The sequence below is a fragment of the Sphaerochaeta pleomorpha str. Grapes genome (assembly GCF_000236685.1).
In the GTDB taxonomy this organism is placed as follows: Bacteria; Spirochaetota; Spirochaetia; order Sphaerochaetales; family Sphaerochaetaceae; genus Sphaerochaeta; species Sphaerochaeta pleomorpha.
The window spans coordinates 2,592,409-2,618,274 of the sequence record NC_016633.1 but is presented as its reverse complement, the minus strand read 5'-3'; the positions used below and the strand labels follow the sequence as shown (position 1 = coordinate 2,618,274).

General features: G+C 44.5%; 25 protein-coding genes. 10 read left to right on the top strand and 15 right to left on the bottom strand.

Features of this window, described 5'->3' with window-relative positions:
• Positions 1 to 563: 563 nt before the first annotated feature.
• Positions 564 to 821, top strand: coding sequence for a helicase-related protein (locus SPIGRAPES_RS11915; RefSeq protein ID WP_081468796.1), 258 nt, complete (start codon positions 564 to 566; stop codon positions 819 to 821).
• Positions 822 to 961: 140 nt separating this feature from the next.
• Positions 962 to 1,900, top strand: a complete 939-nt coding sequence (locus SPIGRAPES_RS11910) for a TRM11 family SAM-dependent methyltransferase (protein ID WP_014271000.1) — start codon at positions 962 to 964, stop codon at positions 1,898 to 1,900.
• A gap of 12 nt (positions 1,901 to 1,912) precedes the next feature.
• Here the strand turns inward: SPIGRAPES_RS11910 and SPIGRAPES_RS17170 are convergent, their stop codons facing one another.
• Positions 1,913 to 2,104, bottom strand: a complete 192-nt coding sequence (locus SPIGRAPES_RS17170) for a hypothetical protein (RefSeq protein WP_172635096.1) — start codon at positions 2,102 to 2,104, stop codon at positions 1,913 to 1,915.
• Between the two features lie 232 nt (positions 2,105 to 2,336).
• Here SPIGRAPES_RS17170 and SPIGRAPES_RS11900 point away from each other — a divergent pair, with 232 nt between their 5' ends.
• Positions 2,337 to 3,101: an alpha/beta fold hydrolase gene (locus tag SPIGRAPES_RS11900; protein ID WP_014270998.1), complete on the top strand. Its 765-nt coding sequence runs from the start codon at positions 2,337 to 2,339 to the stop codon at positions 3,099 to 3,101.
• A 114-nt stretch (positions 3,102 to 3,215) separates the two neighbouring features.
• Here SPIGRAPES_RS11900 and SPIGRAPES_RS11895 read toward each other — a convergent pair whose 3' ends face one another.
• Genes SPIGRAPES_RS11895 through SPIGRAPES_RS11885 form a run of 3 tightly spaced genes read right to left on the bottom strand, consistent with a single transcriptional unit; the run spans position 3,216 to position 4,462 of the window.
• Positions 3,216 to 3,653 (bottom strand): NUDIX hydrolase, encoded by a 438-nt coding sequence (locus SPIGRAPES_RS11895; RefSeq protein WP_014270997.1) that lies wholly within the window; start codon positions 3,651 to 3,653, stop codon positions 3,216 to 3,218.
• Positions 3,654 to 3,695: 42 nt separating this feature from the next.
• Positions 3,696 to 3,965, bottom strand: a complete 270-nt coding sequence (locus tag SPIGRAPES_RS11890; RefSeq protein WP_014270996.1) for a hypothetical protein — start codon at positions 3,963 to 3,965, stop codon at positions 3,696 to 3,698.
• A 59-nt stretch (positions 3,966 to 4,024) separates the two neighbouring features.
• Positions 4,025 to 4,462 carry a hypothetical protein gene (locus tag SPIGRAPES_RS11885; RefSeq protein WP_014270995.1) on the bottom strand — a complete coding sequence of 146 codons (438 nt, stop codon included), beginning with the start codon at positions 4,460 to 4,462 and terminating at the stop codon, positions 4,025 to 4,027.
• Positions 4,463 to 5,048: 586 nt separating this feature from the next.
• Here SPIGRAPES_RS11885 and SPIGRAPES_RS11880 point away from each other — a divergent pair.
• A complete protein-coding gene (locus SPIGRAPES_RS11880; protein WP_014270994.1) occupies positions 5,049 to 5,879 on the top strand; it encodes an MBL fold metallo-hydrolase in 831 nt (276 codons plus the stop codon).
• Positions 5,880 to 5,987: 108 nt separating this feature from the next.
• Here SPIGRAPES_RS11880 and SPIGRAPES_RS11875 read toward each other — a convergent pair whose 3' ends face one another.
• The gene (locus tag SPIGRAPES_RS11875) at positions 5,988 to 6,452 is read right to left on the bottom strand and encodes a porin family protein (protein WP_014270993.1); all 465 of its coding nucleotides are present in this window, start codon (positions 6,450 to 6,452) and stop codon (positions 5,988 to 5,990) included.
• Positions 6,453 to 7,042: 590 nt separating this feature from the next.
• Here SPIGRAPES_RS11875 and SPIGRAPES_RS11870 point away from each other — a divergent pair.
• On the top strand, positions 7,043 to 9,007 hold the full coding sequence (locus SPIGRAPES_RS11870) for a TRAP transporter permease (RefSeq protein ID WP_014270992.1): 1,965 nt from the start codon (positions 7,043 to 7,045) through the stop codon (positions 9,005 to 9,007).
• A gap of 1 nt (position 9,008) precedes the next feature.
• Complete coding sequence (locus SPIGRAPES_RS11865; protein WP_014270991.1) at positions 9,009 to 9,995, top strand: TAXI family TRAP transporter solute-binding subunit; 987 nt, start codon at positions 9,009 to 9,011, stop codon at positions 9,993 to 9,995.
• 238 nt (positions 9,996 to 10,233) lie between these two features.
• On the opposite strand, the gene SPIGRAPES_RS11860 is transcribed toward SPIGRAPES_RS11865, so the two are convergent.
• The 5 genes from SPIGRAPES_RS11860 to SPIGRAPES_RS11835 form a co-directional block, all read right to left on the bottom strand.
• Complete coding sequence (locus SPIGRAPES_RS11860) at positions 10,234 to 11,172, bottom strand: NAD(P)-dependent alcohol dehydrogenase (protein WP_014270990.1); 939 nt, start codon at positions 11,170 to 11,172, stop codon at positions 10,234 to 10,236.
• Complete coding sequence (locus SPIGRAPES_RS11855; RefSeq protein WP_014270989.1) at positions 11,169 to 11,399, bottom strand: helix-turn-helix transcriptional regulator; 231 nt, start codon at positions 11,397 to 11,399, stop codon at positions 11,169 to 11,171. The genes SPIGRAPES_RS11860 and SPIGRAPES_RS11855 overlap by 4 nt, the downstream gene beginning before the upstream one ends.
• A gap of 1 nt (position 11,400) precedes the next feature.
• On the bottom strand, positions 11,401 to 11,886 hold the full coding sequence (locus SPIGRAPES_RS11850) for a hypothetical protein (protein WP_014270988.1): 486 nt from the start codon (positions 11,884 to 11,886) through the stop codon (positions 11,401 to 11,403).
• A gap of 570 nt (positions 11,887 to 12,456) precedes the next feature.
• Positions 12,457 to 13,959 (bottom strand): xylulokinase, encoded by a 1,503-nt coding sequence (xylB, locus tag SPIGRAPES_RS11840; RefSeq protein ID WP_014270987.1) that lies wholly within the window; start codon positions 13,957 to 13,959, stop codon positions 12,457 to 12,459.
• Positions 13,959 to 14,822: a D-psicose 3-epimerase gene (locus SPIGRAPES_RS11835; protein WP_014270986.1), complete on the bottom strand. Its 864-nt coding sequence runs from the start codon at positions 14,820 to 14,822 to the stop codon at positions 13,959 to 13,961. Before SPIGRAPES_RS11835 ends, xylB begins: the two co-directional genes overlap by 1 nt.
• Positions 14,823 to 15,294: 472 nt before the next feature.
• Between SPIGRAPES_RS11835 and SPIGRAPES_RS11830 the strand changes: the two genes are divergently transcribed.
• Positions 15,295 to 16,176, top strand: a complete 882-nt coding sequence (locus tag SPIGRAPES_RS11830; RefSeq protein WP_172635095.1) for a tocopherol cyclase family protein — start codon at positions 15,295 to 15,297, stop codon at positions 16,174 to 16,176.
• A gap of 375 nt (positions 16,177 to 16,551) precedes the next feature.
• The gene (locus tag SPIGRAPES_RS11825; RefSeq protein ID WP_014270984.1) at positions 16,552 to 17,031 is read left to right on the top strand and encodes a ferritin family protein; all 480 of its coding nucleotides are present in this window, start codon (positions 16,552 to 16,554) and stop codon (positions 17,029 to 17,031) included.
• 246 nt (positions 17,032 to 17,277) lie between these two features.
• Here the strand turns inward: SPIGRAPES_RS11825 and SPIGRAPES_RS11820 are convergent, their stop codons facing one another.
• Entirely contained in the window at positions 17,278 to 19,608 is a 2,331-nt protein-coding gene (locus SPIGRAPES_RS11820) for a GNAT family N-acetyltransferase (protein ID WP_014270983.1), read from the bottom strand.
• Positions 19,609 to 19,746: 138 nt separating this feature from the next.
• Positions 19,747 to 20,397, bottom strand: coding sequence for a histidine kinase N-terminal 7TM domain-containing protein (locus SPIGRAPES_RS11815; RefSeq protein WP_041384653.1), 651 nt, complete (start codon positions 20,395 to 20,397; stop codon positions 19,747 to 19,749).
• A gap of 56 nt (positions 20,398 to 20,453) precedes the next feature.
• Here SPIGRAPES_RS11815 and SPIGRAPES_RS11810 point away from each other — a divergent pair, with 56 nt between their 5' ends.
• Together SPIGRAPES_RS11810 and SPIGRAPES_RS11805 are read left to right on the top strand one after the other, a co-directional pair.
• Positions 20,454 to 20,960: a putative protein-S-isoprenylcysteine methyltransferase gene (locus SPIGRAPES_RS11810; protein WP_014270982.1), complete on the top strand. Its 507-nt coding sequence runs from the start codon at positions 20,454 to 20,456 to the stop codon at positions 20,958 to 20,960.
• A gap of 32 nt (positions 20,961 to 20,992) precedes the next feature.
• A complete protein-coding gene (locus SPIGRAPES_RS11805; RefSeq protein ID WP_014270981.1) occupies positions 20,993 to 22,018 on the top strand; it encodes a response regulator in 1,026 nt (341 codons plus the stop codon).
• A 103-nt stretch (positions 22,019 to 22,121) separates the two neighbouring features.
• On the opposite strand, the gene SPIGRAPES_RS11800 is transcribed toward SPIGRAPES_RS11805, so the two are convergent.
• From SPIGRAPES_RS11800 to SPIGRAPES_RS11790, 3 genes are all read right to left on the bottom strand, one after another.
• Positions 22,122 to 23,930: a tyrosine-protein kinase domain-containing protein gene (locus SPIGRAPES_RS11800; RefSeq protein ID WP_081468794.1), complete on the bottom strand. Its 1,809-nt coding sequence runs from the start codon at positions 23,928 to 23,930 to the stop codon at positions 22,122 to 22,124.
• 171 nt (positions 23,931 to 24,101) lie between these two features.
• Positions 24,102 to 24,416 (bottom strand): Wzz/FepE/Etk N-terminal domain-containing protein, encoded by a 315-nt coding sequence (locus SPIGRAPES_RS11795; protein WP_041384648.1) that lies wholly within the window; start codon positions 24,414 to 24,416, stop codon positions 24,102 to 24,104.
• Positions 24,417 to 24,782: 366 nt separating this feature from the next.
• Positions 24,783 to 25,814: an NAD(P)-dependent alcohol dehydrogenase gene (locus SPIGRAPES_RS11790; RefSeq protein WP_014270980.1), complete on the bottom strand. Its 1,032-nt coding sequence runs from the start codon at positions 25,812 to 25,814 to the stop codon at positions 24,783 to 24,785.
• Positions 25,815 to 25,866: the final 52 nt, after the last annotated feature.

The following is a 25,866-nucleotide window of genomic DNA, read 5'->3' as shown; positions in this document are numbered from 1 at the left end:
TAGTAATATTTATGCTCTTATATGCTACCTATTATCAGAATATCGATGGAGAGAAGGCCTTGTATATTAGTATGAAATACCAGTGAAAAAAGGGCATTACTGACAGCATTTGAAGAAATTGGGTGCCAATTTTGAAACTCGCAGAGTCCACAGTCTATGGCCTTGTTTATTTGTTTTTGTTCAGGAATTCCAGATTCCAAAGACTTGACTCAGCCGGGATAAAACTTCCCTGGTAGTTACAAGAAGATTTTTCCCATACCTTGCAATGATCAAAACACCTATGTACTAGCAAGAGGCAATAGCGTATGATTCCCAATGGATAGATAAAGTTAAATAAGTAGTGAAAAAGGATTAAGTCCATAGTTCATTTAGTTCTTTGGGAATCTCGCCGTCTCTTGCAACTACGTTAGGGCAGGCAAACCTAACAACCCCCTCTCCTATTCAAACAGAAGCAATCCTGGGAAACAGGGATATCCTAGGTATTGGGATAGATGAAAAAGCAGATCCAAGGGAGCCCGTAAAGCAAAGGTAGAAAGGTTGTAGAAACATTACAAAAAAATGATATCGAGGCCAAGGCAGATCTCCTTACAATCTTTCAGGAGGGAACATTGAGAGGGTTGGTTCCTACCAATCCTCTCTACAGAGGCATTGCTATCGATATCCTTCCTTCTGTAATAAACTATGAACTGCCTCGTTCTCCTAACTTTTTTATCCACAGGATAGGAAGAACAGGCCGTACAGAAAATAGTGGCGAAGCTATTGCTTTTGGCAACTTTTCCATGAAGACTCATTTCAAGGTGATTGAAAGGAAGATGAAGTAAAGAGTTCCAAGAAGGGCTTGCAAGAGTTTCGATTTGTCGAACGTGTAGAAAAGTGAGCGGATTTGTTGCCTTGAACCTGTCCTGTGGCTCATGGGCTTACCATAGACGAGAAGTTTTCATAAGGAAAGAAAGGTATACTATTGAGCAACCCTAGTGAGCAAAACTATTTTTATGTTATTAATTATCCCTTAATTGAGAAGGATTTATGTCTTTTGGAAATGAAAAGCCTTTTTGGAAAGGCCCCAACCAAAAAATATTTTTTTTCTTCTCAAAACATCGACCCATCGCGTAGTCCCTTTATAAAATTAAGAGTTTCTATTCTTTTTACGGCTTCCACCTTGGAAGAATTAGTACAGCTTCTAATTGATGAGAAACTGACCTGTAACAATTTTAAATTTGCAAGATTTAGAATTGAGGAAGGAGAGCTCGGTTATGCAACCTGGATACAAAGTGTTACAGCTTTAGGGAAAGTTATTCAGGGTGAAGTGGATATGAAAAACCCTTCTACACAATTTGGTACTACACTCATTGATGGCTTTTGGATTTTTGGTATATACGAAAAGAATGAGAATCCTTGGGAAAAGCACAATCTGAAACCTTACACAAATAGTAATTCCTTAGAAACACGTATAGCTCGGACTATTGTCAATATTGCTATTGGACAGCAGCTACAAGCTAGATTAGTGGATCCTTGTTGCGGAATTGGAACGGTAGTGCTTGAAGCTTTGTCCTTGGCAATTCCTGTGGTCGGGTATGAGATTAGCTGGATCATTTCAGAACAAGCCAAGCAGAATGTTTCTTACTTTGGATATGATAATTGTATTGTAAAAGCTGATATGAATGAGATAACCGAAAGGTATGATGTTTCAATTATTGATTTACCCTATGGATTATTCTCCCATGTTACTTATATACAACAGAAGGATATCATTAATTCTTCCAGGGGCATAACCAAAAAACTAGTAATAATTACCTGCTCAGATATGGACGACGATATAACTGCTGCAGGCTTTACCATTGTAGATCGATGCACAGTCAGCAAAGGGGCGTTAGTCCGTTATGTAAGGGTGTGTTATTGATTCTTAAAGAAATCAGTGACACGTATCCAATACATAGACCCCTAATGCAACCTTTTGTGTTTCACTATCCATGCAACGATACGGACAGGATTCATAATCAAATCGCATGCCAGTACCAGTTATAACATCCATATTTTCACAGAAATCGTTGAAACAGAGCATTGCTAACAGGATTTTATAGGAAAAGAAGGAGCCAATATCCATACTTGAAACCCATAGAATCCACAACCTTGGGTGTAGTTGTGCATTGGCAACCATCGGTTTTCCCTAGGGGCATCATGATTGCTGTAGATTTTGAAAATGTGGAAGTTTTTCCCTGTACCGACAGAACCGTTAGTACGGACACTAGTGTTTGACATACAGAAAACTTCAATATACGATTCATTATAAAGTGTTCAACCTGAGGCCCTTTTGCATAAATAGAGGATTGCCAACAATGAAAGAATTTCTTGTTCCTACCGTACCTGGCATACTTCGCTATAATGATTTCCCCGGAGAGGGAGTTCCCATCCTTTTCATCCATGGTCTTGGATGCGCCGGATCCTTTGATTATCCACAGGTACTGGCACAATCCGAATTGAAACATGCCCATTGTGTTGCCGTGGATATATTCGGATCAGGATATAGTGATCAACCTGAAAATTTTGGCTATTCAGTCGAAGAACATGCCAGCAGTCTCCAACAATTGGTTTCGCATCTCCACTGGGATACCTATACTGTTTTTGGACATAGCCTGGGAGGCGCAATTGCCCTGTCGCTTGCCAATCTGGATAGGAAAAAGGTTTCTTCCATTATCCTGAGTGAAGCAAATCTCGATGCAAGCCCAGAAGGTTCTACCAGCAAATTCATCGCGGACCAATCGCAGGAATCCTTCCTTGCAAAAGGATTCCTCCAGTTGATCGAAGAGAGCAGGAGTACGGGAAATACCATGTGGGCAGCGACTCTATCACACTGGTCACCAAAAGCAACCTATCTCATTGCAAAATCTGCAGCAGAAGGAGTCACTCCTTCTTGGAGAGAAATATTGTATACCCTTCCTTGTAAAAAAACCTTCATCTTTGGTGAAAGAACCCTCCCTACGCCTGAGTACCAAGAACTTTCTTCCCAGGGAATAGAAATTCAGGTTGTCAGGGATGCAGGGCATTCAATGGCTTGGGAGAATCCCCAAGGGTTGGCCCAAGCGATAGCAAAGGCATTATAGTAACTTGGTCATTTTCTGGTAGCTTCGTCCTGCGTACAGGTAAAAGTGCCTTTCCTTTGGTTTTCAAGGGAATTTACCGGTTTAGGGGAATTACAGCCCCATTCTCCGCTATGCTTATTTGGACTTCTTTCTCATTGCAGCTGCAACCTGGGATTCCACAAACATCACGCAGGATGGAGGCAAAGCTTCTGCAGGGAACCACTTTGTCTCGAAAAACTCATAATTATGATGAAATATACGTTGGCTGGGCAATTGAAAGGAATACACTGCAAAGTGAAAGGCAGGTATATGGATTCTCCAGATAGGGACAATTGAGGTAACGTCTTCTATGAGGAAATGCAGTTCCTCGTTGGTTTCCTTAATAGCTGTTTTGAGGTAATTTGGATGGCCTTTGTCGTCAAACGAATCTTTCCTCAGGTCCCACCCCCCTCCCGGAATAGACCATTTGCCCTTTTCGGGATTAATCGAACGCTTGCCGAGAAGTATTACCATCTTATCGTCTTCATCTTTAGCCCAGAGAAGCACCCCGGCTCCATGGTAAGGAATTTTCAATAGCTAACCTCCTGTATGCATCTTTGAAGTCTGATGCTGTGCTCACGTGCTTACCTTCCATCCACCCTTGATGACAGCAGAGATTGAATTGTAAGTAGCAAGCACCTCATCAGTTGTATAGTCGAACACTCTCCAGTCCCCGCTAAGGGCATCCTGGAGGGTAATGTACCCATAGCTCCCGTCAAGATGGTTGAGCGTACACCCCTTGTTTCGTCCAGACAGATCAAACGAGAAGGCAATACTATCTACCCGTTCCAATATATCCCTGGTCAATGCATTTTGGTCTTTGCGCCACTCATTTCTCGTCGCCATTGCAATGCTCCTGTAGAGATTCGATCATTCCTGGTTATCCTGCCAGGAGGCTAGACCTCTCAGTCATCGAATTTTCCGATAATCGCCAAGGATTTTTCAAAATCATCCTTTGCAAACGCCATAAGGATTTCCATAGCGTCTTTGAGCGCCAGTTCCAAGGCCTGCTGCCTGCTTTTCAGCTTTTCCCCAAGGGTCTTATAGGAATAAGGTTTTTTATTCCCCTCTTTGATCCTTACAACCAACCAGATCTTATCGCTTCGAAGCAACAGATACCCCACATTTGCATTCCATTGGGAAAGGTACTCATACTCATCATAGACAAACGGATATTCTGTCGATCCCCCATATGTTCCGCTCCCCATTCCTTGCACTGAAGTCAACGGAAACATACCCCACCTGCCTTTTTTTGCTGCAATCATTGCACACAGGCACCCGTCATTGAGGGCAAGCAACTCTTCAGCTTCATAGGGTTTTTCGTCTCCATAAAAGTACTGCACGATACACTTCTTAGGTTAGGACCACACCTTCAGACTCCAATATTGCAGAGCAATCTAGGTTTCTCTTAATTGCAAACCTTTCCCAAAGCCAACAGCATTATATCATGGCTTATAGTATTACATACTTGTTTATAAGCGTAGATTGAAAGCATATTTTAAAAATAGAGCTATTTTTTACCTGAACCCTCCGTACGTACTGAAAAAGGGTCTCCTGGATTCCGGGACACCCTTTTCCTGTCAGAAAGGGTAGCTATCAGCTGTCCGCAAAAAAGTGCTTCTGCTTGCCACAATTGATTGCAGTGAAAGTAAAACCCAAGGTCTTTAGTATGTGTTTCTCCCTATAAAGCGTGGAAAGACAAGGATTATCCAACGCAGCGTACGTTCGTCCCGATGGGGAGTATGGGGTTCTGCGTACCGCATCGAAGAAGCATCCTTGCCCTTTTATGAGCAGGAGAACAAGAGCTACGTTGCTCTGTTGGGCAATAGAAACTGTGGTATAGTTAAAAACGAATGTGATTCTCCCTGATGGAAAACCAGATAAAAAAGAGTAGAGGCGAAACGCCTTTGGGAAAAGAGGAACCTACCGATGATTACCATTTCCGTACTGCTTGAAAATACGACGAAACTTGTCTCGACAAAAGCAAAGCATGGGCTGTCAATTGCTATTGATGCCAAAGATAGCCATATCTTGCTCGATGTAGGCCCTAATGCCTTGTTTGCAAAAAATGCACTACAGATGCAGTATGACCTCAGAAAAATTGACACACTGGTACTCTCCCACTCCCATGTCGATCATACAGGGGGTCTATCTACCTTTGCTCAGATCAATCCTACAGCAGATATATTCCTGTTTGATAATCCTGACAGCAGGTATTATGTAAAAGTACTTGGCTTTCTACCTTTCAATGTAAGTTTAAAAGCCCCCAGGGCAGTAGCAAAAAGAATAACTACCTTACACGACAATCATTCCATACATGCAAATGCCTGTTTTATAAAAAATACCTGCACTGCCTATAGTAAGCCCCAGCTCAATGTAAATTTGTATAAAAAGGAAAAAGACGGGCTTGTTTCAGATAATTTCAGTCATGAAGGAATTTTGGTAATCGAAGACGAGGGAGAACTGGTACTATTCAATTCCTGTTCCCATACTGGTGTTTGCAATTCGATAGAAAGCGTAAGGCAACAATACAAGAACCAGAAAATCCGAGCATATGTCGGAGGCTTCCATTTTCATGATCCCTTGAGAAATGCTAATGAAAGCAAAGAAAACCTCGATGCATTCGTCCGGTATATACAAGAATCAGGGATCAATCTCTATACCGGACATTGCACCGGAATTGAAAATATCAGGTACCTGCAAAGCAAGCTCGGTGATCAGATCCAGAGGATAGCAACAGGTGAAAGCCTCTGTATCTGATGCATATAGAATCGGCTCGGTGATCAGATCCAGAGGATAGCAACAGGTGAAAGCCTCTGTATCTGATGCATATAGAATCGGCATTGCCTTCTGGAAGGTGCCAGTTTCCTATCTGTTGACGTAGAACAACACCCCAAGTGCAGCCCCGAGATCAGGGACTACTGCATTCGAGCGAACCCTGAGACCAGGTGTAAGTTTGAAAAAGAATTCAACAGGGACTTCAATCAAGAAATAGGAGATGCCAACAGGGAAATTGATGGAAAAACCATCGAAAGCGGGATTAAAATTGGCTGCTCCCGTGATTCCGATATTCAGGTAAAAGGGAAGCCTATCGATAGTGAAACGATCCCAGTCATATTGGACTCCGGCTTCAAGGGCAACATTGTCATTAAAACTGTAACCGAGGGTTCCCACGATTCGAAAATCACCCATACCATATTTGAAGGCTGCCCCGGCTACTGGGTATCCTGCGCTAAGCCCAATTCCAAAACCATCAGCTCTATCATATTTTGCTGCTGATATACTGAAGAGACTAGCCATGATGAGAATAACGACTACGAGAGTTTTTTTCATATTTTTCCTTTGAAAAGCGCTAAAAAGATTTTCTAATTACTTAGTATATCATATATAGCAAAAACAACCCAGTAGTAGCGAATACCTAAGAAAAGTAATGGATACAGTAAGTGTAAAGGTGTATACGTCCATGCCTCAATCTGTTTACTCGCCTGCTTATCGCAGGGAACCTTGAAGTCGAAGAAGCTCTTATGGCATCACTACCAAGCTTCCGTCTCTTTGGGGAGCAGAAAAACCAAGAGGTTCGTTATCCGGACAAACAGAAAAACCCCAAGTCCTATAGCCTTGGTAATCTGCTTGGTTTTCATACCTTACCCAAGCCAGGGCCCTATTTGGCAAAGAGGGAGCATAGAGTATCGAACGTAAAGAGTATAACCAATAAAATACCATGGATTTTTCTTTCCCCTGTATAAACCGGTAGGAATGTCAGCTGGGCTCTCTTAGGCAAGAATGCTCATCTTGTAGTGAAGTATAGGACCTCAACAGCTTACCTAGCATAATAATCACATAAATATACAAAATACTGTATATCCAAATTGACAAAAGGCTTAACACCCAATAGATTGAAGAATACTTTTGGGGTAGTATTCATGGAACAACATACGCAAGCCTCGCTGACCAAAGAAGAGGTCAAGGCTCAAGAACTCTTAGGGGAAAAAGAACCCGATAGCAAATTACGTACCTATACAGGTCCGCTTGGACAGATTACCACCATCCTCTTTTTGGTATGGGCAGTTTTTCAAGTCTATGCAAACACCCTTGGAACCATTGATGTGATGGCCTTACGCACCTGGCATCTTTTCTTCCTTTTAGGGTTTACTTTCCTGTTATTCCCAACCTATGCAAAGGAAAACCGCTCGCGAGCCCTGCCCCCTGTCTGGGACTTGGCTCTTCTGGCATTGACCATCTTTACCTTTGCCTATTTGTTGAAAAACTACACGGTCATAGCCAAACGCGGCGGCTATATGCTGACACTCGATTTGGTAATTGCAGCAATCGCGCTTCTCCTCATCTTTGAGGGCGGCCGGCGTGCCTGCAAGAACCTGGCCATACTTGGTCTGGTATTCTTCCTCTATAACTTTTTAGGAAGGTTCATCCCAGGCGAGCTGGGCCATGTCGGGTTCAGCCTCAAACGGGTCCTCAACCATATGATCTGGGGCAGCCAAGGAATATTCGGGGTAGGTATCGGGGTCAGTGCAACCTATATCTTCCTCTTTGTCCTCTTCGGTTCCTATCTTAAATACAGTGGATTCAGTCAATTCATCAATGATATCGCTCTTACCCTGGTGGGAAGAACTGCAGGTGGACCGGCAAAGGTTGCCGTTCTTGCCAGTGCCCTGCTGGGTATGATCAACGGGTCGGCAATTGCCAATGTCGCGACGACAGGGACTATCACGATTCCGATGATGAAGAAAACCGGGTACAAGAAAGAATTCGCCGCGGCAGTAGAGGCAGTTGCCTCAACAGGCGGGCAATTTGCACCTCCGATCATGGGGGCTGTGGGCTTTGTAATGGCCGAGTTCATGGGGGTGAGCTACACAACGGTGTTGCTTGCAGCCTGTATCCCTGCTTTCCTCTACTACCTTACGCTCCTCTTTGCAGTACATTTCGAGGCCAAACGCCTGGGCCTTTCAGGACTGAGCAAGGAAAACATCCCCGTAGCGTTGGAAGTAATCAAGAAACAAGGGCATCTGGTCCTTCCTTTGGTCGTCCTCATCGCCCTGCTCAGCTTTGGCTTTACCCCCCTCTTTGCCGCAGTTGTCTCCATCTTTGCCACGATACTTGCCTCCTGGCTTCGCAAAGAAACGAGAATGACCTGGTCAATCATTGTCCAGGCTACTGTCGAAGGTTCCCGGTCAGCCATTTCCGTAGGGATGAGTTGTGCGATCATCGGAGTAATAATCGGTACGGTTTCCCTCACAGGTCTGGGCTTGAATTTCGGCTATATCATTTTGCGAGTGGTCGGGGAGGGACAACTCTATCTCGGGGGCTTCATGGTCATGCTCATGAGCATCGTTTTGGGCATGGGTGTTCCCGGGGTGGCTGCGTATGTCATCGTGTCCACCGTATCTGTACCCGTCTTGATACAGGCCGGGGCAATTCCCATGGCGGCCCACATGTTCTGCCTGATCTATGCCTGCCTTTCAAACATCACTCCCCCGGTAGCGATGAGCAGCTACGTTGCCAGCGGGATAGCTGACTCGGACCAGACAAAGACAAGCCTCATAGCTGTCAAACTTGGATTGACTGGGTTCATCCTGCCCTTCTTTTTCCTTAACAACCCCATCCTTTTGCTAGGTACCGTTGCAAACACCCCGCTCTTACTCACTATCAGGGCAATCCTAACGTCATCAATCGGGGTCATTGTCTTATCGGCAGGATTACAAGGGTATCTATTCTCGAGACTCAACATCATCGAAAGAGCCTTGCTTGTTATTGCGGGCTTGTTGTTCATCGAGACAAACCTCTTCACCGATATCATTGCTTTGCTGCTTTTGGGAACTATCATTGTCATCCAATACATACAGAAAAAATCACGCAATAAGGAGAATTAACATGAAGAAATCCAGAGTACTGGTAATGCTCGCAGTCGTCGCTCTCTTGGCCAGCTCAATGGTGTTTGCAGCCGGGGCGCAGGAAACCGGGGCAAAGGCACAGAAAACGGTTATCAACTTCCCGACCGCGGCTACCACGGGGGCTGTGTACCCTCTCGGTGCAGCCATGTGCAACCTGTGGAACACCAAGCTTCCCAATGTACGTGCAAGTGCACAGGCCAGCGCCGGGGGAATTGCAAACCTCAACATGCTCGCTGATGGCGAAGCCCAGCTGGGTGTGGCGGTTACCTCCATCATGTATGAATCCTTCAATGGAATAGGATCCTTTGAGGGAAGGCCAAACCCCAACCTGCGCGTTATGATCGGCCTCTACTCCAATCCCAACCAGGTGGTGGTAACCGACAACAGCGGTATCGATTCGCTTGCAGACCTGGCAGGCAAACGCTTTGCCTCGGGAGCCCCGGGATCGACTACCGAAGTTGAAACCAGCATCCATCTCAATACCAGTGGCATACGCTATCCAGATGATTTGAGAGTGCAGTATGTCGGCTTCACGGAAGCCATCGACCTCATGCGTAACAAACAACTCGACGGAGCCTGGATTATGGCAGGAATTCCGAATGCCGCAGTAACCGAGATGCTCTCCACTGCAGGTGGCAAACTGCTCAATCTCGATGAAAGCCTCATTGGGAAACTACAGGAAAAATATCCTTGGTATGGTGCCTATACGATTCCTGCCGGAACCTATCCCGGACAGGACAGCGATGTGCTTACCTCTGCTATCAAACTCACCATCTGCACCGATGCCAGGGTTGATGATGATGTCATCTATGAGCTGACCAAGTCCTTCTGGGAGAATTTCGAGGAACTGAAAGCCACCCAGGCACCTTTGAAGAAAGTAAACCCGAAAGACGCAGTCAAAGACCTTGCTGGTCTGCCTATCCACGAGGGAGCGGCTCGCTACTACAGGGAAATCGGATTGCTCTAAACGTTCGTTACCAGAGGGAATTCCCTGACGGTATTTTTATTGGGATCAGTCTGTACTGGTCCCAATTTTTTATTCCCAGCTGGAATGACCTCAGGGAGATTGTGTCCATCCTTTCCTTTCAGCGGTACCTGTTACCAATACACCCGCTTCAAGCAAAATCTGGGGTAGGTTCCATCCAGCCCTGTTTGTACATTTCAGCAATATCGAGGCAAACCCCTCGAATTCTCAGAGGCACCGATCAAATAGTGATGATCACTTTGCCTTGAGCATGCCCTTCACTCACGTACTGCATTGCTTCTGAGGTCTGTTCCAACGAATATTGCCGATCGATGACAGGTCTGACCTTGCCGGCTGCAACCAGTCCAATTACGAATTCCAAATCCTTCACATTCGACTTTGCAGCTAACATCCGTATTTTTCTGCTGCCAATTGACAGAAAAGGCCCAAATAGCATTGTTTTAAAAATCTGACGCAGGGAGCCACCCACCATGACACAGATTCCGTGGGGAGCAAGTATTCGCTTGTAAGCTGACAAAAGATGGTTGCCGTTGATTACGATTATCCTGTCAAAGCTTCTATCGCTCGCAGTTACATCCTCAAGGGCATAATCAATGACTTCACTTGCACCAAGGCTATGGGCCTGAGCTACGTTCCGCGCACTGCACACAGCAGTCACCTGCGCTCCAAAAAAAGCAGCCAATTGGACAGCATACGTGCCTACACCACCGCTTGTCCCATAGATGAGCACCCTTAACCCCGGTTGCATAGCCCCCTTGTCACGCACCGCCTGCAAGGCCGTTACGGCAGCTACCGGAACCGCAGCAGCAATCTCATCTGGAACTCCTGCCGGTTTCAGGACCAACACATCCTCTACCACTGAGACGTATTCGGAAAAACCGCCGCTCCCACAATCCGAGATGTCACCAAGTACACTATCGCCTGGTTTGAACCGTGTGACTCCCAGTCCTACCGCCTCCACCAAGCCCACAATGTCGGCCCCGAAAATTCCGCTTTTCGGGCTACCGATACCCATTTGCATGCTTCGATAATCAAGTGCATTAAGGGATGAGGCGTGGATGCGCACCAATACTTCCCGGTTGCGGGGGATAGGTTTTTCAATATCACGGAGAACAAGCGCCGCCGCCGATCTGGATTTCTCGAATATGACCGCTTTCATTGGCTATCCCCTTTGGCTTCATAGCTGAAAACCTCACTGATTTGAACGCCGAATACCTTTGCAATGCGAAAAGCCAACTCCAAGGAAGGTGAGTATTTCCCTGCCTCTACCGCTATGATGGTCTGCCGGGAGACTCCAGCTTTCTCTGCCAGTTCCTGTTGAGTCATTTCTTTGGCAAAGAAACGCAAAGTCCTGATATTGTTGGTGATTTCGATTTTCTTCGCCATTTCAGAGCCCCTTCCTATAGTAGTAGAGGCTTAGGCCTCCTTCGAATAGTGATCCAACGCTGAAGGAGAAGAAAAGGAGATTAAGCATGACCATAGGAGGTTGTTCAAACATAAGGGAAACCAACGCTCCAACAAATCCAATCCCTGCAAACAAGAACCCAATCCGCAATGATTTCAACTCAATCAGTTTATCCATCTCGTCTTCGACCATTGAAGATTCGAGCGTCTGGTTTATTTTTTTTTCGTCACAATTGCCTTGTTTCACTGCAAGTGCGATGGCATACAGTATATGAAAGAGAATCATGATGAGGATGGAAGCGACAACCCCGATTCCTATGAAAATCAACATGGTCCCCGCCCAGAATTTCAAATCACTTGCCTCAACCAAGCCCCTCTGGTATTTCCCAAATGCGTATAGATAATAGGCTACGAGAACGGCAATCCCCGAAAACATGTTCGTAAGGGTTCTTTTTTCTTGGTATGACATACAGTTTTCTCCTCGATTCTTGCATATTAGTATATGTTTTTATAGACATATTGTAATATATGTATTACATATTGTATAGTATTTTTTACATTTGCAGGGTATTGCCATGTAGAGTATCTTATAAAAACTACCAGAGGTAGCATTGCGGCCTTTCTCTTGAAACCCCTGAAGGAGCTCCGTGAAAGATATAAGAGTTCACAGAGCAAGCTGTTTATCGCCTAAAATGGGCGGCAAGTCTGCAGAGACTCCAGGGGACTGACTTGCAACTTACATCATTTCTTCTCTAGGGAATATTTTGATTTTTCCGATGTACGATCCCATCGCTGTGTCAGAAACAGCCACTTCAGCCTCTATCGTTCAACGATGACGAAATTGCAGTAGCTCTCAGTCTGGAAGCAGCAGGACAAAACAATAGCTATTCCTGTGCCGAGGCTTTGCAGGAGGCCTATCTGGCACAGTGCACCAAAAGAAATTGCAACGAAAAGAAAAGTATTGAAACAGAAAAACAAAGCTGGACCGAAAAGACAAGAAAAGCCCAACAAATCAGTACCTGCTTACCATCGGGATGTCTCACAGGGCAAGATTCGACAACCTAGCCATTATAGCTTTGTTAGCCTGATAGAGATCGCGATATATCTCGTAATGCTCAGCATACCTTTTATTCGCTTCACCATTGGGTACCACCGGCTCTTTGCTCCGCTTTACAATGCGTGAGCAAGCTTCTTGATAAGAAGAATATATTCCGACCCCTACCCCGGCTGTTATTGCGGCACCTGTGCTTGCCTGTTCTTTCATCTCCACTTTATAGACAGGGACATTAAAGACATCAGCTTGCATCTGAAGCCACAAAGGGCTCTGGGAAGCTCCGCCTGAAGCAATTACACTTGCATATGTTCCGCCGAAGTTCTGCTCATAGACAGAGAGGCAATCCTTCATGGAGAAAGTCACCCCTTCCATTACCGCACGAAACAAATGGTAAGGCGTGTGATGCAACGCCAGCCCAAAGAACATTCCGCAGGCATTACTGTCCATATAGGGAGTTCGCTCACCGGAGAGGTAAGGAAGAAAGAGTAGGTTTTCAGACCCGATCGGGAGTTTTGAGGTAGCAGCATCAATCGCCTTATAGCTCTCATCGGTATTGATCAGGGAACGCAACCAACGAAGAGAGAGACCTCCGCTCAACGTTGCACCGAGATAATACCAAGACCTCGGTTTGTAAAAGGAGAACACATGGGAAACCTGGGCAGGGTCACTCAGCGGCCTGTCCAGCGGGGAAAGCACCTGTCCTCCGGTGCCGATAGTAACTGACACTTCACCTGGGCAAAGCAATCCGTTTCCAATAGCCTGCATCACTTGGTCAGCACCGCCAAATACAACCTTGGTGCCAGCTTTCAACCCAGTCTCGCTTGCAGCCTTTTTTGTAACTTCCCCGGCAATATCCGAAGGGTATCCGATCGGGTCGGGAAAAAGGGAGCGTGAAAAACCAAAGCAGCCAATAAGTTCGTCTGACCAGCAGCCTTTTGGCATATCGAAAGCCAAAGTGGCTGAAGCATCGGTACTATCGGTTCCGATATTCCCGGTGAGCCTACACCTAATGTAATCCTTGGGTAGAATGAGGTAGGCAGTATTTTCATAGGACTTTGGCTCATGTTCTTTCAACCACAGCAAAGAAGGAACCAAAAAGCCGGTCCCAATCGGATTATGGACAAGCGAGGCTAGGTGTTGCTTTTCCACCAAGGCTTTCGCCTCAGCTACCTGCAGGCTAGTCCTCTTGTCACACCATATGATGGCCTTGCGCACCGGTCTCCCCTGTTTGTCCAGCGGGACGAGCCCATGCATCTGGCCAGAGAATCCGATACCTTTTACTTGTGAGGGATCAACCTTGGACAAAACCTCTTTCAAGGTCTTGACTGTGGCATTCCACCAAGTCTCAGGATCTTGCTCTGCCCAATTGAGATGGGGCATATCGAATTGATACTCTTGACTGGCCAGCGCCAAAAGATGGCCTTCTTCGTCCATCACCAGGGATCTTACGCTTGAAGTCCCCAGATCGATACCCAAGAGAGCGGTCATCAGAGTATCAAGGTGCGACGTGCAAAGGCCGCGGAATCAGCTGCAAGCTTATCCAAGTCGGGATTATCAAACAAATTGCGCCACACAGATATATCTTGACCAACCTGTCCCCCGGGAAGAACGAAAGGTTCCTCCACCAAAGGACCGTCAAAGCCGATAGCATCCAGGGCAGATCTGATCTCTTTCCAGGGCTGACGTCCCAGTCCGACCGGTTTGCGGTTTGTTTCACCGATATGCAAGGCCTTGAGATGGGAACCTGCAAGCTGTATGGCAACAGGTAAGGAATCTTCCTCGATGTTCATGTGGAAAGTGTCGAGCAGGATACCACAGTTCGGGCTTCCAATCTCTTCAACGAAAGGAAGGATTTCCTCACAGGTATTGAAGAGAAACTGTTCGAAGCGATTGAGAACCTCGAGGTTGAGGATGACCTCGTTGTCCTCCGCCACCTTTACCAGCTCCTTCATACTCTTCAGGCTCTGGTCTTGATATTCCTTCTTGCTGTCCCCCTTGGGAAGCTGTTTAGGCCAGGAGCAATAGGTCGATCCACCGATCATGCCTCCGCCCATTCTCCCTACCATCTTGATCATGTCTTTCATAAACCGGATACCATTCTGACGAATCTCTTCACAGGGAGAGGATACATCATGCTCAGCTGTCATTCCCAAACCGTAGGACAGGAGAATCCCTTCCTTACGGGCCTCTTCGACCAGGGTCAAACGGTCAGCCTCTTTCCATGAGACCAAGGTACCTCCGTTTACCTCCAATTGATCAAATCCGAGTTCTTTTACTTTGGAAACAAACGGTAAGAAATCAACATCCCAGTCATGCGTCCAGAAACCATAATAAATGCCCAAGGTTCTCATAGGTTTTCTCCCCCTGCAAATATGTGTGAAGATTTCCATTTTTCCGGAAAACAGTTCATCCACGGACAAGGCAATCAAAGGGTGATACGCTTCGATCCCTTCTGTTTCACCCTCATGTTAGACTTGCTCTAGCGGCGTCTGCTACTCTTTTTTCTGCCAAGGATCTTACCGTAGTCTATCATTGCCTAGAGCATTGTAAAGGGTTTCATTGGTTTTGGTTCAAATCCCTGCAATGCAGGGCATACAACCTTGTGGGAGATACCAAACAGTACTCCCTCAAAAGCGGGGTTATTACGATGCTCCATCGCTTCATGGTTATTTTATTTTGAAATCAATCACCTATAGGGTAGAATCAAAAAACGCATCCATTCTCATTGAGGTTATATCCATGAGCATACATTCTCTGTTCCATCCTGAAACCTTTCAAGGCAGACATAAAGAAAATGACTACTTCGAAGGATGGTATTTTAAAATGGCAAAACCTTCTGAGGTACTCGCAGTCATTCCAGGTGTAGCTTTTGGAAAAAACAAAGAAGATCGACATGCTTTCATCCAGGTCATAAGCAGCGCTGAGCATCGAAGCTGGAATATACAATTCCCCTTTGATTCCTTCAAAGCCGATAAAAAAAGATTGTTAGTCGAAATTGAAGGTAACCGTTTTACCCCCGAAGAAATAACCTTGGATCTTGCCTCTGATGGCCTGCAATTAAATGGAACTGCAAGAAACCTTGGGTTGCACCCCTTCCCCGTAACGTTCAAATCGCCAGGAATCATGGGATGGTATGCCTATATACCATTCATGGAGTGCTTCCATGGCGTGGTTTCGACCCAACATACGCTTTCAGGCTCGCTTTCTTTAAACGGTGTTGAAACAGACTTCACAGGAGGCTCGGGATATATAGAGAAAGACTGGGGAACTTCTTTTCCCGAAGCCTGGGTGTGGCTGCAATCGAATTGTTTTCCCTCAAAAAACGTTTCCTGTATGCTTTCAGTGGCAAAAATACCTTTTTTGGGAAAGATATTCCCAGGATTTTTGGGATTTGTACAAATCGGGGGAGAATTGATCAGGTTCGGGACCTACACAGGTGCAAAAATCACCAAACTCGAAAGTGACGAAACCCATGCCCGCATACAGATTCAGACGAAGCAACAGTACATTGAATTCATTGCAGAGCTTGGTCCTACCTCGAAACTTGCAGCACCCCGGCAGGGAAAAATGGAAAGAACCATTTTGGAAAGTATCCTGGGCACGATAACGGTCAGTGTCAGAGACAAGGACCACACCCTTGTATTCCAGGAAACCGGGACCCATTCTGGCATTGAACTCTCAGAAGCTAAGAATCTCTGGATGTAAAAGGCTATCCAGAAATGTACAGGGATCCCGGTAAGCAAAGTTCCTACCAGAATCAACAAAAGGGACATAGCAGATCCACTGGGCTTTTTTTGCGTCACTAGTATAATCGATGGTAGCAGATATCTGGTGAAATATTACAATCCTCACCTTTTGGGTTCCTGTTTCGGATGGAACCTTAAGCACAACTACTGCTTCTGGGCCTACTCACTTGAGCTTATTTTTAATGCAGATTTTCACCAGTTGAGGATGAGGGGGGGGATTTATCCGAAAACCCTATTCCTATGGCTCAAGCATACAAACCCATATTTCCTTGCCAGTACGACAATAGAAAGGGTATACTATAAAAGCCTAGAAACCTTAACAGGAGGAATCAGCATGGATATATTTGAAATTGCAATCCAGATGGAGAAAGAAGGTGCTGTGTTTTATTATGACCTCGCTGATAAAGCCCCTACCAAGGGCTTCAAAACCATCTTCAAGATGTTGGCAGAAGACGAGGAAAAACACCAGGAAGTGTTCACGAAACTCAAAAACAAGTCAGAATCAGTGATGGTACCAACCAAGGTCGCAGATAAAGCTATGTCCATAATCAGAGGCTTCAAAAAAGAAGACTTCGAAAAGGAAAAAGCCCAGATGCAAGTATATGAGCGGGCTTTGAATGTTGAAAAAATGAGCATTGAATTCTATGAAGCCCAGATGGGGAATCTTGAAACCGAAGAAATGCGCAAGAATGTAGAAGAAATCCTAAACGAAGAAAAACGCCATTATTCGATGCTGGAGGAACTCATCAAAATGCTCAGTCGTCCTGAGTCCTGGGTAGAAAATGCAGAATTCGGAGTACGGGAAGATTATTAAGGTTATACAAACCTATAAAAAGCCAGGCGTGGACAAAATCTAATAACGTATCGTGCACGCCAAGGTTATTATGTCTGTGGCAGTTCTGTAAAACAATCTGCCCTGAACAGGGCTGTCCTGCAATACCAATAGAGTGGCTAGGAACCTCCCCTTCCTTGGATAGGAAGGGGGGAGCTTTTTTCAAATATGAGAAACCTCCAGGTAGTGGTATCCTGAAGTGACCATGGCAAAACCTGTCAGGACATATTACACAGACATCTCGTCTTTCTCGATTTCAACATCTTCACTGAGGATTCTGTCCATTTCCTCAAGTACAAGCTGAGTGTAATCGCCAAAGTCGAACATCGTACGCAGTCTCTTGAAAAGCGGCTTTACAAAATGTCTGAGCTGACTCTGGTCGGTTTCCAGGGTGGACTTGTTCTGCAGAGCCAAGACAGTGACAGCATCCGGTGAATTGTAGGTTCCCACCTCGATAAAGCCAAATTTCTTATAGAGCTTGATTGTCTTTTCATCGTCGGCAAACACATCGATGATCAAATTCTCCACCCCTTTGCTGCGGGCCAGCAAAAAGATCAGGATCAAAAGACCAATGGAGGCTGTCGTGTTGCGCATCTCAGGCAAAACAGCCAGACGGATAATCTCCGAGCAGTTGCGCGAATGCAGACATGACTCAATATCAAAGTATTTGGATATTGGCAATGGCCAAAAAACTTCTGAGGTCATCAAAGAAACAGTCCCTACCGGCTGCAATCCCTTGAAGGCAAGGATGTGCGTGGCTTTCTCGTCTTCAGGCCTATGGATAGTCTCTTCCATATAGCCTTTTTCCCCAACCAAGACTTTCCTCTGGATAAAGAAAACATCATTCAATCCTGCTTGGTCCGTGACCAAGGAGAAATGAATAGCATCTCTTCCCGCTTCACTCAGTGGGAAAATTGTCGTAAATTCTGATCCAACGTGTTCTTCGCTTTTCACTCTGATTCTACCCCCCATTTTTTCTACTATACCGTAACAGTTAGAAAGTCCAAGACCTGTACCGGTACCTGGGGCTTTCGTGGTGAAAAAAGGCGTAAATATTTGGTTGAGATTCTCTTCCGCGATACCACACCCTGTGTCAGCCACCTTTATAAATACAAAACCATCTTTCTCCATGCAAGTAAGGGTCAGAGTCCCATTTCCTTCCATTGCTTGAATAGCATTTACAATAAGATTAAGGAAAAGTTGTTGCATTTCCCCTTCGTTTGCCTCGATGAACGGGAGGGCATGGTAATTCCGCTTGATAGTAATATTCTGGGAATCGATGCCCCTGGTTGCAAGGCGAAGGGAGAACTCCAGGATTTTGACAATTTCAACTTCCTGGATTTCTCTGACCTCTTTACGCGAATATATTGAAAGCTCCTTGATTACATCGGCAGCCGTCTTCGAATAGGAAAGGATATCCTCAAGGTATTCATGATGTTCACTGTCTTGGGGAACCTCTGACAGCATTATCTCTGCCGTACCCGAGATCCCGGCAAGGGGGTTGTTAAGTTCATGGGCGATACCGGCAGCCAAAGTCCCGATGCCTGCCATCTTCTCGGTGCGCACAAGTTCTTCCTGGAGGTGTTTCTGTTCAGTAATATCGTTGATGATTTCAATGAAAACACTCTTGGAATTCTCGGGAACCAGTACGTTATGATATTGAAAAGAATAGATTTTGTCTGAAACATCGGCTTCTGTCTCTTGGACTACTCCACTGTGATGGCAGTCAAGGGCCTTACAGAAAGGACAGGGTCTGGTACGGTGGAAGAAAGCCCTATAGCACTTATTGCCGATCAAATCCTTTTTGTTATTGCCAAAGAACGTTACGGCTGCCGAATTTGCCTCTTGTATCGTATAATCAATATCGATTAGGCAAACGGGAGAAGCAATGCCGTTGAAGATTGCCTCCAGTTTATTCTTGCTCATCGTCAGTTCGTTACCCTGGATTCTCAACTTCTCGAACGAAAGGGCGTTTTCAAGGGAAAGCGAACTCTGCGCAGCCAAAATCTCTAAAGCTTCCACTTCAATCTCTGTTATCAGGGATTTGGTGTAGTCATATCCGATCAGGATATAGCCGGCAATCTGTTTCCTGAAAACAAGCGGGATGAGCACATCGGCGGGGGGAAGTTGGGCACTCACCTGCATCTTTTGCTCGTCAGGACTGACATTGAGAATAGAGGAAACGTTTTCCCTTCTAAGTCGCTGCAACTTCTCGTCCACATATTGGGGGAATGAAAAAGTTATCGGATCATCTACTTTGAGTTTTGTAGGGCATTTACTGTTTGCGATCATCAAAAACCGGTCATTATCATTAATTTGCTTGACAGCAAAAACTACCCATTCGGTTTTAAGCCCAGAGCTAAGGTTTTTGACGACTTCTTCGCCAAGTTCCTTGAGGTCTACGATAGTTGTCAGCTTTTGGCTGAGATTCTTGATAGTTGCCTGATAAGGATGCCTCTTGGGTATAATGATAGTATCAACGAAGAAGGCAAGCATATTTCTCATGGGATGGATAATGATGACAGTTACGATTCCCAGAATCGTTGCCAGCTGGGACACATTGCCCGGTGCAAAATCACTGTTAAAGCTCTGGATAAACGTAATGATAACGTAATAAGAGAAGGAGGCAACGATTGCAAGGATAGTAGAAAAGATTATGCTCAGACCAATACGAGAGTAGTTGATAAGCCTGTATTTCTAGATGGTATAGAAAAGCAACATCGCATTGATGGTGGCCGAAAATATATCGATAGGGTATTTCCCGAGTCTCGGGTAGATATTCATAAAAATACCGATGAGCATAATGACCATTCCGATAAGCGGCAAGATCACATTGTTTTTATATTTTTCCGGGGAACTGGATTTTGAACCAAGCAACAGGATTACTAGAGTGAGAATCAGATAGACATAACTTATGGAATAGGCATACGCAGCGCCAGGGGCAAGCTGGTAAAAGAAAGCGCCGTCGGAAGTGAAGCCGGCATCATTGACGATATTTCCGGAAAAGTTGAAGATCATGAGGGGAATGAGGAAAAGATAACTTGCAGTAGTGAATATCCTGATTGGCTTTTTATGCAATTCAAGGATGTCGACGATAAAGTTGACCAATCCAAACGGAACCGAAAGTAAACCGACGAGCATAACCTTGTTCCAGAACAACGGTGTCATATATACACTGTTGAGATGCATCATCATGGAACCAAAACTCCAGATGGATACAAAAAGCATGTAGAGCTGGAACGACCAATAAAATCTATCTTTCTTATACTGTAAAAATCCAAAGATAAAAAAAGAAACATATAAGATGAAAGCGACTGCAGGAATAATGGTAGAGATATCAATGATCATGGAAAATCCTTTTTTACTTTCAAATGATAGCTATCTGTATTATTATTGGACAAATCATGGAATTAATCAAACTATTTTTTCTAGGTGCTATAGGATATTTCCTCGCAGGGCTTTACGATTTGGCAATCGTATATAAAAAACCTGTATTGAAAAGGGTCTTTTATCTAGGTTTTTTCATCACCCCCATCCCCTACCCGATACTATTCTTTACCCACGAATCACCGCTCTCATTGATTGCCATCTGGGCAACAATCATTCTTATAGGTGTTTTTTCAATACTATTAGTCTATTCTGTTCTTCTCGAAATTCCCCTAAAAGCAGAAAAAACAGGAAAACTCTATCGAGGTGGAACCTATAGTATTTCTAGACACCCGGGTTTTATTTGGTTTACAATGATTAATTTATTGATAGGTGTATATTTCTGGAATTTTAAGATAACCTTGCTCTGTATCGGTTTCACGGCCTGCAATCTGCTACTGATACTGATAGAGGATTTGATTTTTTTCCCAAGAATGTTCTCTGAATATGAAGAATACAAGAAAGAAACACACTTTTTTATATAACTGTACTAGGTACACTACCGGAGAAGCGAGAAATGGCTAAACATATTGTAACAACTGATGATGATCCTGCAATCCGAAAAATCCTGCAAATACTCTTAAAGAAAGAAGGGTACCAAGTCACCCTCTGTACGAATGGGAATGAGTTGCTTGACTTGCTCAAAACCGAATCAGAGAGTATTGACCTCATTCTCCTGGATATAAAAATGCCCGGGCCATCCGGATTCGAGGTACTGGAATCCATTCGCCACCGGTATCCAAGCATACCGGTCGTTATGCTTACAGCTTTCAGCGACCTCGATACCGGTATGAAAGCAATGCGTCTAGGCGCTTCCGACTACCTAGCCAAGCCGGTTCTGCGGGAAGCTTTGATTTCCTGTGTAGAACGGGTAATCGATAAGTCTACCGTGCAAAAACTGGAGTTTGACCAGAAAAACAATTCCCTGGCCAACCAGAGAGATCTCCAGGAGCAATTGAGATCAGCCCTGCTTACTTTGAAAAACACAACATTGGCAACCTTGGAAGCCTTTTCCGAGACCATTGAGCAGAAAGATGCATATACCAAAGGTCATTGCAACCGGGTTAGGAATATTTCCGTGGCGATGGGCAAAGCTCTTAATTTTTCTCATGAGAATATCTTGACCCTCGAAGGCGGTTCACTGCTTCATGACATTGGTAAGATAGGCATATCAGAGGAAATCCTAAATAAAACCACGTCCCTCACAAAGGAAGAGTATGAAATCATCAAGATGCACCCTGTTTTCGGCGATCGGATTATCAACCATATAGAACTCTTCCAGCCATACAGACCGATTATCAGAAGCCACCATGAGAGAATCGACGGGAAGGGCTACCCTGACGGACTCAAAGGAGACCAGATTCCCCTTGAGGTACGTATAGTCACTTTAGCTGATGCCTATGATGCAATGACCAGCAGCAGGGCCTACCGCTCAGCCTTGCCTACGGAAATTGCCCTAGAGGAGCTTAAGCTCTGCTCGGGTAGCCAGTTCGACCCTGACTTGGTAAACCTTTTCATAGACAAAGAAATTTTCCTGCTTTGATCGGGCAGGAAACTGCTTCAATGAAGGAAATGTGGGCTATTGGATATGGCCCACTCTTTTTTTATCAAGATGATTGTTTTTCTTTTTGGGGGTTTTTGAGCCCTCATTCGCCAGCATAGCGCTTTTCCTTCAAATCTTTTTTAAACATCTTGATTGCTTTTCTCTCTGATTTTATATACTCAAAATCCGGGGAATCTTTATCATGTTTCCCCTGGTGATAATAATCATAGGTATTGGTATAGGACTCTATTTTTGCAAGGGCACAGCCAGTGGCAATGATTCCCGCGATTTTAGTCGTTTTCTCTTCCAATTGCTGAATGAGAAAGGTTAGATTTGCTTTCGAACAGATGCTCAGCCTTACACACAGTAGAATTCCATCAACTTGTTCGAGCAGCCCCATGAGGCCTGAAGCATATGCTAGGGGAGGAGCGTCAATAAAGATATAATCGTAGCTCGTATCCAAGGCTTCGAAAATTGTCGCATAGTTGGTCTGCGAATAAAATACTGAAGGAATCAAAGGAGTCTTTCCAGGAATCAAGACATGAAGCGAATCCAGTTCCTTCACTGGACTGATACAGATAGCCTCCAAGGACCCTCCTTTCTGGATTTGCTCGACATACCCTATCGTATCTTTTTCCAAACCAAAGAATTTACCAATCGAATGAGTCTTTAAATCTCCATCGACTAGTAAAACCCGATACCCCAAATGAGCAAGATAGAGGGAGACATTGCAGGTAAGATTGCTTTTCCCTTCGTTAATAGTACTGCTTGTTATCAAGAACACTTTTTTATCACTATTTTTTCCGTAGAGCAAATTAGAGGTAATCGTTTTATAGCGTTCTGCAATATAGCTCCCTTGGTTCTTATAGTGTGTATTCATAGAGATTTTATTGGCTGAATTCTTTTTGATTTCGATCAGGGGGGTCCATCCAAGCAGAGGGATGCTAGGGCCCGCTATTTTTCTAATCTCTTCAAGCGAATGCAGGCAATCGTCTTTCATCTCGAGGAACAGACAGAGCAATACCCCTAGTGCCCCTCCGAGCAAGATACTTACTGCCACAATTAAAAGCGAATTGGGACTTACCGGATGGAGAGGAATCTTAGCAGGGGTCACAAGTTTAACATTGTTGTTCTGTGCAGCTGCAGAAAGGGTTATCTGCTGCAAGAGGGAATTCAATTCTTTTCTGATGGATTCAAAGGAATCAACATCACTTTGCAGTTTTGATAGCTCTTTTTCCAATATCGGCAGTTTATTGAATTCCTCTTGAAATACTTCAATGGTTTTTGTGATGTTGACTATATCCACGTCATTGCAGATTGTATCAACTACCGTAAAACAATAGTTATCAAGGGTATGATAATAATCAGTATACCTATCAGTACCGATTATCCCTGTGTCCAGAACAAGCGTATTCACCCTTTTTGTAAGTTGTTTTCTCGACTCAGACATCTGGCGATTCAGCGTCGTAATTCGATCATTGACACTTTCATTGATATTGCTGTTTATAACCGAAAGGGAGGTGGTGTTACGATAATCATTGTTTGAAACAACATCATATTGAATCAATTCATCGAACGCCATCCCATAAATTTTGACAATCTCTTGTATGGCATCATCTTTCCCATAGACTTCGAGGAATGGCAACTGATAGAGGTAAGCCTCCTGGAAACCCTTCAAAAGAGCCTCGCTCTTGACGATTTGAAGCTGTAAGGGCTTTTTCCTCATTTGTAGGTAGGAGATGTGATTCACCAGTGAGGCTGTATTATTTGAGAGGAAATCGATTCCTGTATGTGCCTTGTAATCAAACAGCCTGTCGTTAGCTTCATCCAGTTGCTTTTCGGTAGCTGGTATTTGCTCCTGCAAGAACTGGATTTGTGCTATCTTTGACTCTTTCCCATACATAGAAAGCATTTCATTGAAATTACTGGCTAAAGCATTTGCAAAATCAGCTGCAAATTGAGGATTTTCATCCGTTATGGTCAGCTCAACGATGTTTGTGTCCTTGAAAGTATGTATGGACGCTTTGCTCTGCAGACTCCCGAGGGCCGAGGGGTTTGCATAGGAGATACCCTTACTGTTCTTTTAGGTTGAAAGGTCCAGTCTGCGGACAGCAGCCTCCAAATCGATAATATTGGTAATCAAATGGATTTCGGTAGAAATGTCCTTGTCAGAATTGAAGAAATCCGAAGAAAGTATCTTTCCTATAGTAGAAGACCTTGCAATCGGCTCGACTATCATTGTTACGGTAGTCTGATATTCCTTCACTGCATAATGCAGATATACAAAAGCTCCCATAACAGAAATAAAAACAATCAAAAGGAGTATATACAACCTGCTAAAAATACTTTGGAATAATTCTTGGATACTGATTCCTTCATCAAATTCCTCAGTTTGCATAGTGTCTAAACCCTCTTTTTTGTGTGATAGGTATGCTATAAAAAGCTATATGATGCTTATGAGTTACCCCTTTACTCATTAAAACAGGCACAGTTAGATACCATGCTATTGGGCAAAGGAATTTTTCAATTCCCTTGAGTCCCCTGAGAAATTACACTACTGGAAGATTCATAAGCGTTGGGAAAAAACGATACTCACCCAACATGCTGTGACATATGAGCTAACTTGCCCATGATAATGTGATGCACCAGTAGAAAACAAGCATTTTCTTTCACTAAAGATACCTTTTAGTGATATATAGGTATAAATGTATCAAAAAAGAAGGGCTCTTGCTGGCAGCTAAAAGCCCCTCTAAAGGAAATTCTTTTACAGTTCAATCATCACTTTCACCACATCTGGATGGTTTGCGGCTGCAAATTGATATGCTTCAATTGATTTATCGAATGGAAATGACTTGCTGATCAGTCGTTTCACATCGATCTTTCCTGCACTTACCAATGCAACCGCTTTATCGAATTCATTCACATAGCGGAATATTGTCTCAATACTGATTCCTCTGCCTTGCAGGAAAGACACATCGATCAATACAGGCTCTCCTGGAATTCCCACCAGCACAACCTTGCAGCCTGGACGAGCACATCGCAAGAAATCCGGATAGACAGGAGCATACCCACTGGCCTCAAAAATACGATCGACCCCATATCCCCCGGTATACTGAGAAATGGCCTTTACCAGATTCTCTTGTATAGTATTAATAGGAATAAGATTCGGATAGCCTGCTGCAATGTCTAATTTTGGCTGTTTCACATCACTGATGAACACTGTAGAACAACCGGCAGCCAAAGCACTGAGGGCTACCATGATTCCAATAGTCCCACAGCCTACAACCAGTGCAGTGTCTCCTGGCTCGATTCGAGCCTTCTTGGCAGCTTCCATGCCAATTGCCAAAGGTTCCATCATGGCCCCTTCAGCAAAACTCATATTATCTAACAGTTTAATACAAAACATTGCAGGATGGACCACACTCTCACGCAGACAACCCTGGATTGGGGGGGTTGCCCAAAATCTTACTTTTGGATCAATATTATAGTTTCCACGTAACGTTTCCTTGCTTTTAAGATCAGGAATCCCTGGTTCCATGCAGACCCGGTCGCCAAGTTTGAAACCTTCGACATTTGAGCCGAGCTCAGTAATTACTCCAGCTGCCTCATGGCCTAAAATCATGGGTTCGCGCACTACAAAGTCACCTATAGCCCCATGCGTATAATAGTGAATATCCGAACCGCAGATACCACAAGCTTTTATCTGAATTCTTACCTCATCAGGACCGACAGTTTCTTCAATGGGAAAATCACGCAAACTCAAGCTTTGCTTTTTCTCCAACACCAATGCTTTCATTACCTAGCTCCTTGTTGCACCTATATAGGCTAATAGAGCAGATTACCCATGT

Excerpts from the sequence above, each read along its gene's own strand:
- SPIGRAPES_RS11865 (WP_014270991.1), top strand. The coding sequence starts at position 9,009 with ATGAAGAAATCCAGAGTACTGGTAATGCTCGCAGTCGTCGCTCTCTTG.
- SPIGRAPES_RS11790 (WP_014270980.1), bottom strand. The coding sequence starts at position 25,814 with ATGAAAGCATTGGTGTTGGAGAAAAAGCAAAGCTTGAGTTTGCGTGAT.
- SPIGRAPES_RS11830 (WP_172635095.1), top strand. The coding sequence starts at position 15,295 with ATGGCAAAACCTTCTGAGGTACTCGCAGTCATTCCAGGTGTAGCTTTT.
- xylB (WP_014270987.1), bottom strand. The coding sequence starts at position 13,959 with ATGACCGCTCTCTTGGGTATCGATCTGGGGACTTCAAGCGTAAGATCC.
- SPIGRAPES_RS11795 (WP_041384648.1), bottom strand. The coding sequence starts at position 24,416 with ATGCAAACTGAGGAATTTGATGAAGGAATCAGTATCCAAGAATTATTC.
- SPIGRAPES_RS11825 (WP_014270984.1), top strand. The coding sequence starts at position 16,552 with ATGGATATATTTGAAATTGCAATCCAGATGGAGAAAGAAGGTGCTGTG.
- SPIGRAPES_RS11890 (WP_014270996.1), bottom strand. The coding sequence starts at position 3,965 with ATGGCGACGAGAAATGAGTGGCGCAAAGACCAAAATGCATTGACCAGG.
- SPIGRAPES_RS11875 (WP_014270993.1), bottom strand. The coding sequence starts at position 6,452 with ATGAAAAAAACTCTCGTAGTCGTTATTCTCATCATGGCTAGTCTCTTC.
- SPIGRAPES_RS17170 (WP_172635096.1), bottom strand. The coding sequence starts at position 2,104 with ATGGATATTGGCTCCTTCTTTTCCTATAAAATCCTGTTAGCAATGCTC.
- SPIGRAPES_RS11850 (WP_014270988.1), bottom strand. The coding sequence starts at position 11,886 with ATGTCATACCAAGAAAAAAGAACCCTTACGAACATGTTTTCGGGGATT.
- SPIGRAPES_RS11800 (WP_081468794.1), bottom strand. The coding sequence starts at position 23,930 with ATGCTTTCTATGTATGGGAAAGAGTCAAAGATAGCACAAATCCAGTTC.
- SPIGRAPES_RS11880 (WP_014270994.1), top strand. The coding sequence starts at position 5,049 with ATGATTACCATTTCCGTACTGCTTGAAAATACGACGAAACTTGTCTCG.
- SPIGRAPES_RS11870 (WP_014270992.1), top strand. The coding sequence starts at position 7,043 with ATGGAACAACATACGCAAGCCTCGCTGACCAAAGAAGAGGTCAAGGCT.
- SPIGRAPES_RS11810 (WP_014270982.1), top strand. The coding sequence starts at position 20,454 with ATGGAATTAATCAAACTATTTTTTCTAGGTGCTATAGGATATTTCCTC.
- SPIGRAPES_RS11860 (WP_014270990.1), bottom strand. The coding sequence starts at position 11,172 with ATGAAAGCGGTCATATTCGAGAAATCCAGATCGGCGGCGGCGCTTGTT.
- SPIGRAPES_RS11900 (WP_014270998.1), top strand. The coding sequence starts at position 2,337 with ATGAAAGAATTTCTTGTTCCTACCGTACCTGGCATACTTCGCTATAAT.
- SPIGRAPES_RS11855 (WP_014270989.1), bottom strand. The coding sequence starts at position 11,399 with ATGGCGAAGAAAATCGAAATCACCAACAATATCAGGACTTTGCGTTTC.
- SPIGRAPES_RS11815 (WP_041384653.1), bottom strand. The coding sequence starts at position 20,397 with ATGATCATTGATATCTCTACCATTATTCCTGCAGTCGCTTTCATCTTA.
- SPIGRAPES_RS11835 (WP_014270986.1), bottom strand. The coding sequence starts at position 14,822 with ATGAGAACCTTGGGCATTTATTATGGTTTCTGGACGCATGACTGGGAT.
- SPIGRAPES_RS11805 (WP_014270981.1), top strand. The coding sequence starts at position 20,993 with ATGGCTAAACATATTGTAACAACTGATGATGATCCTGCAATCCGAAAA.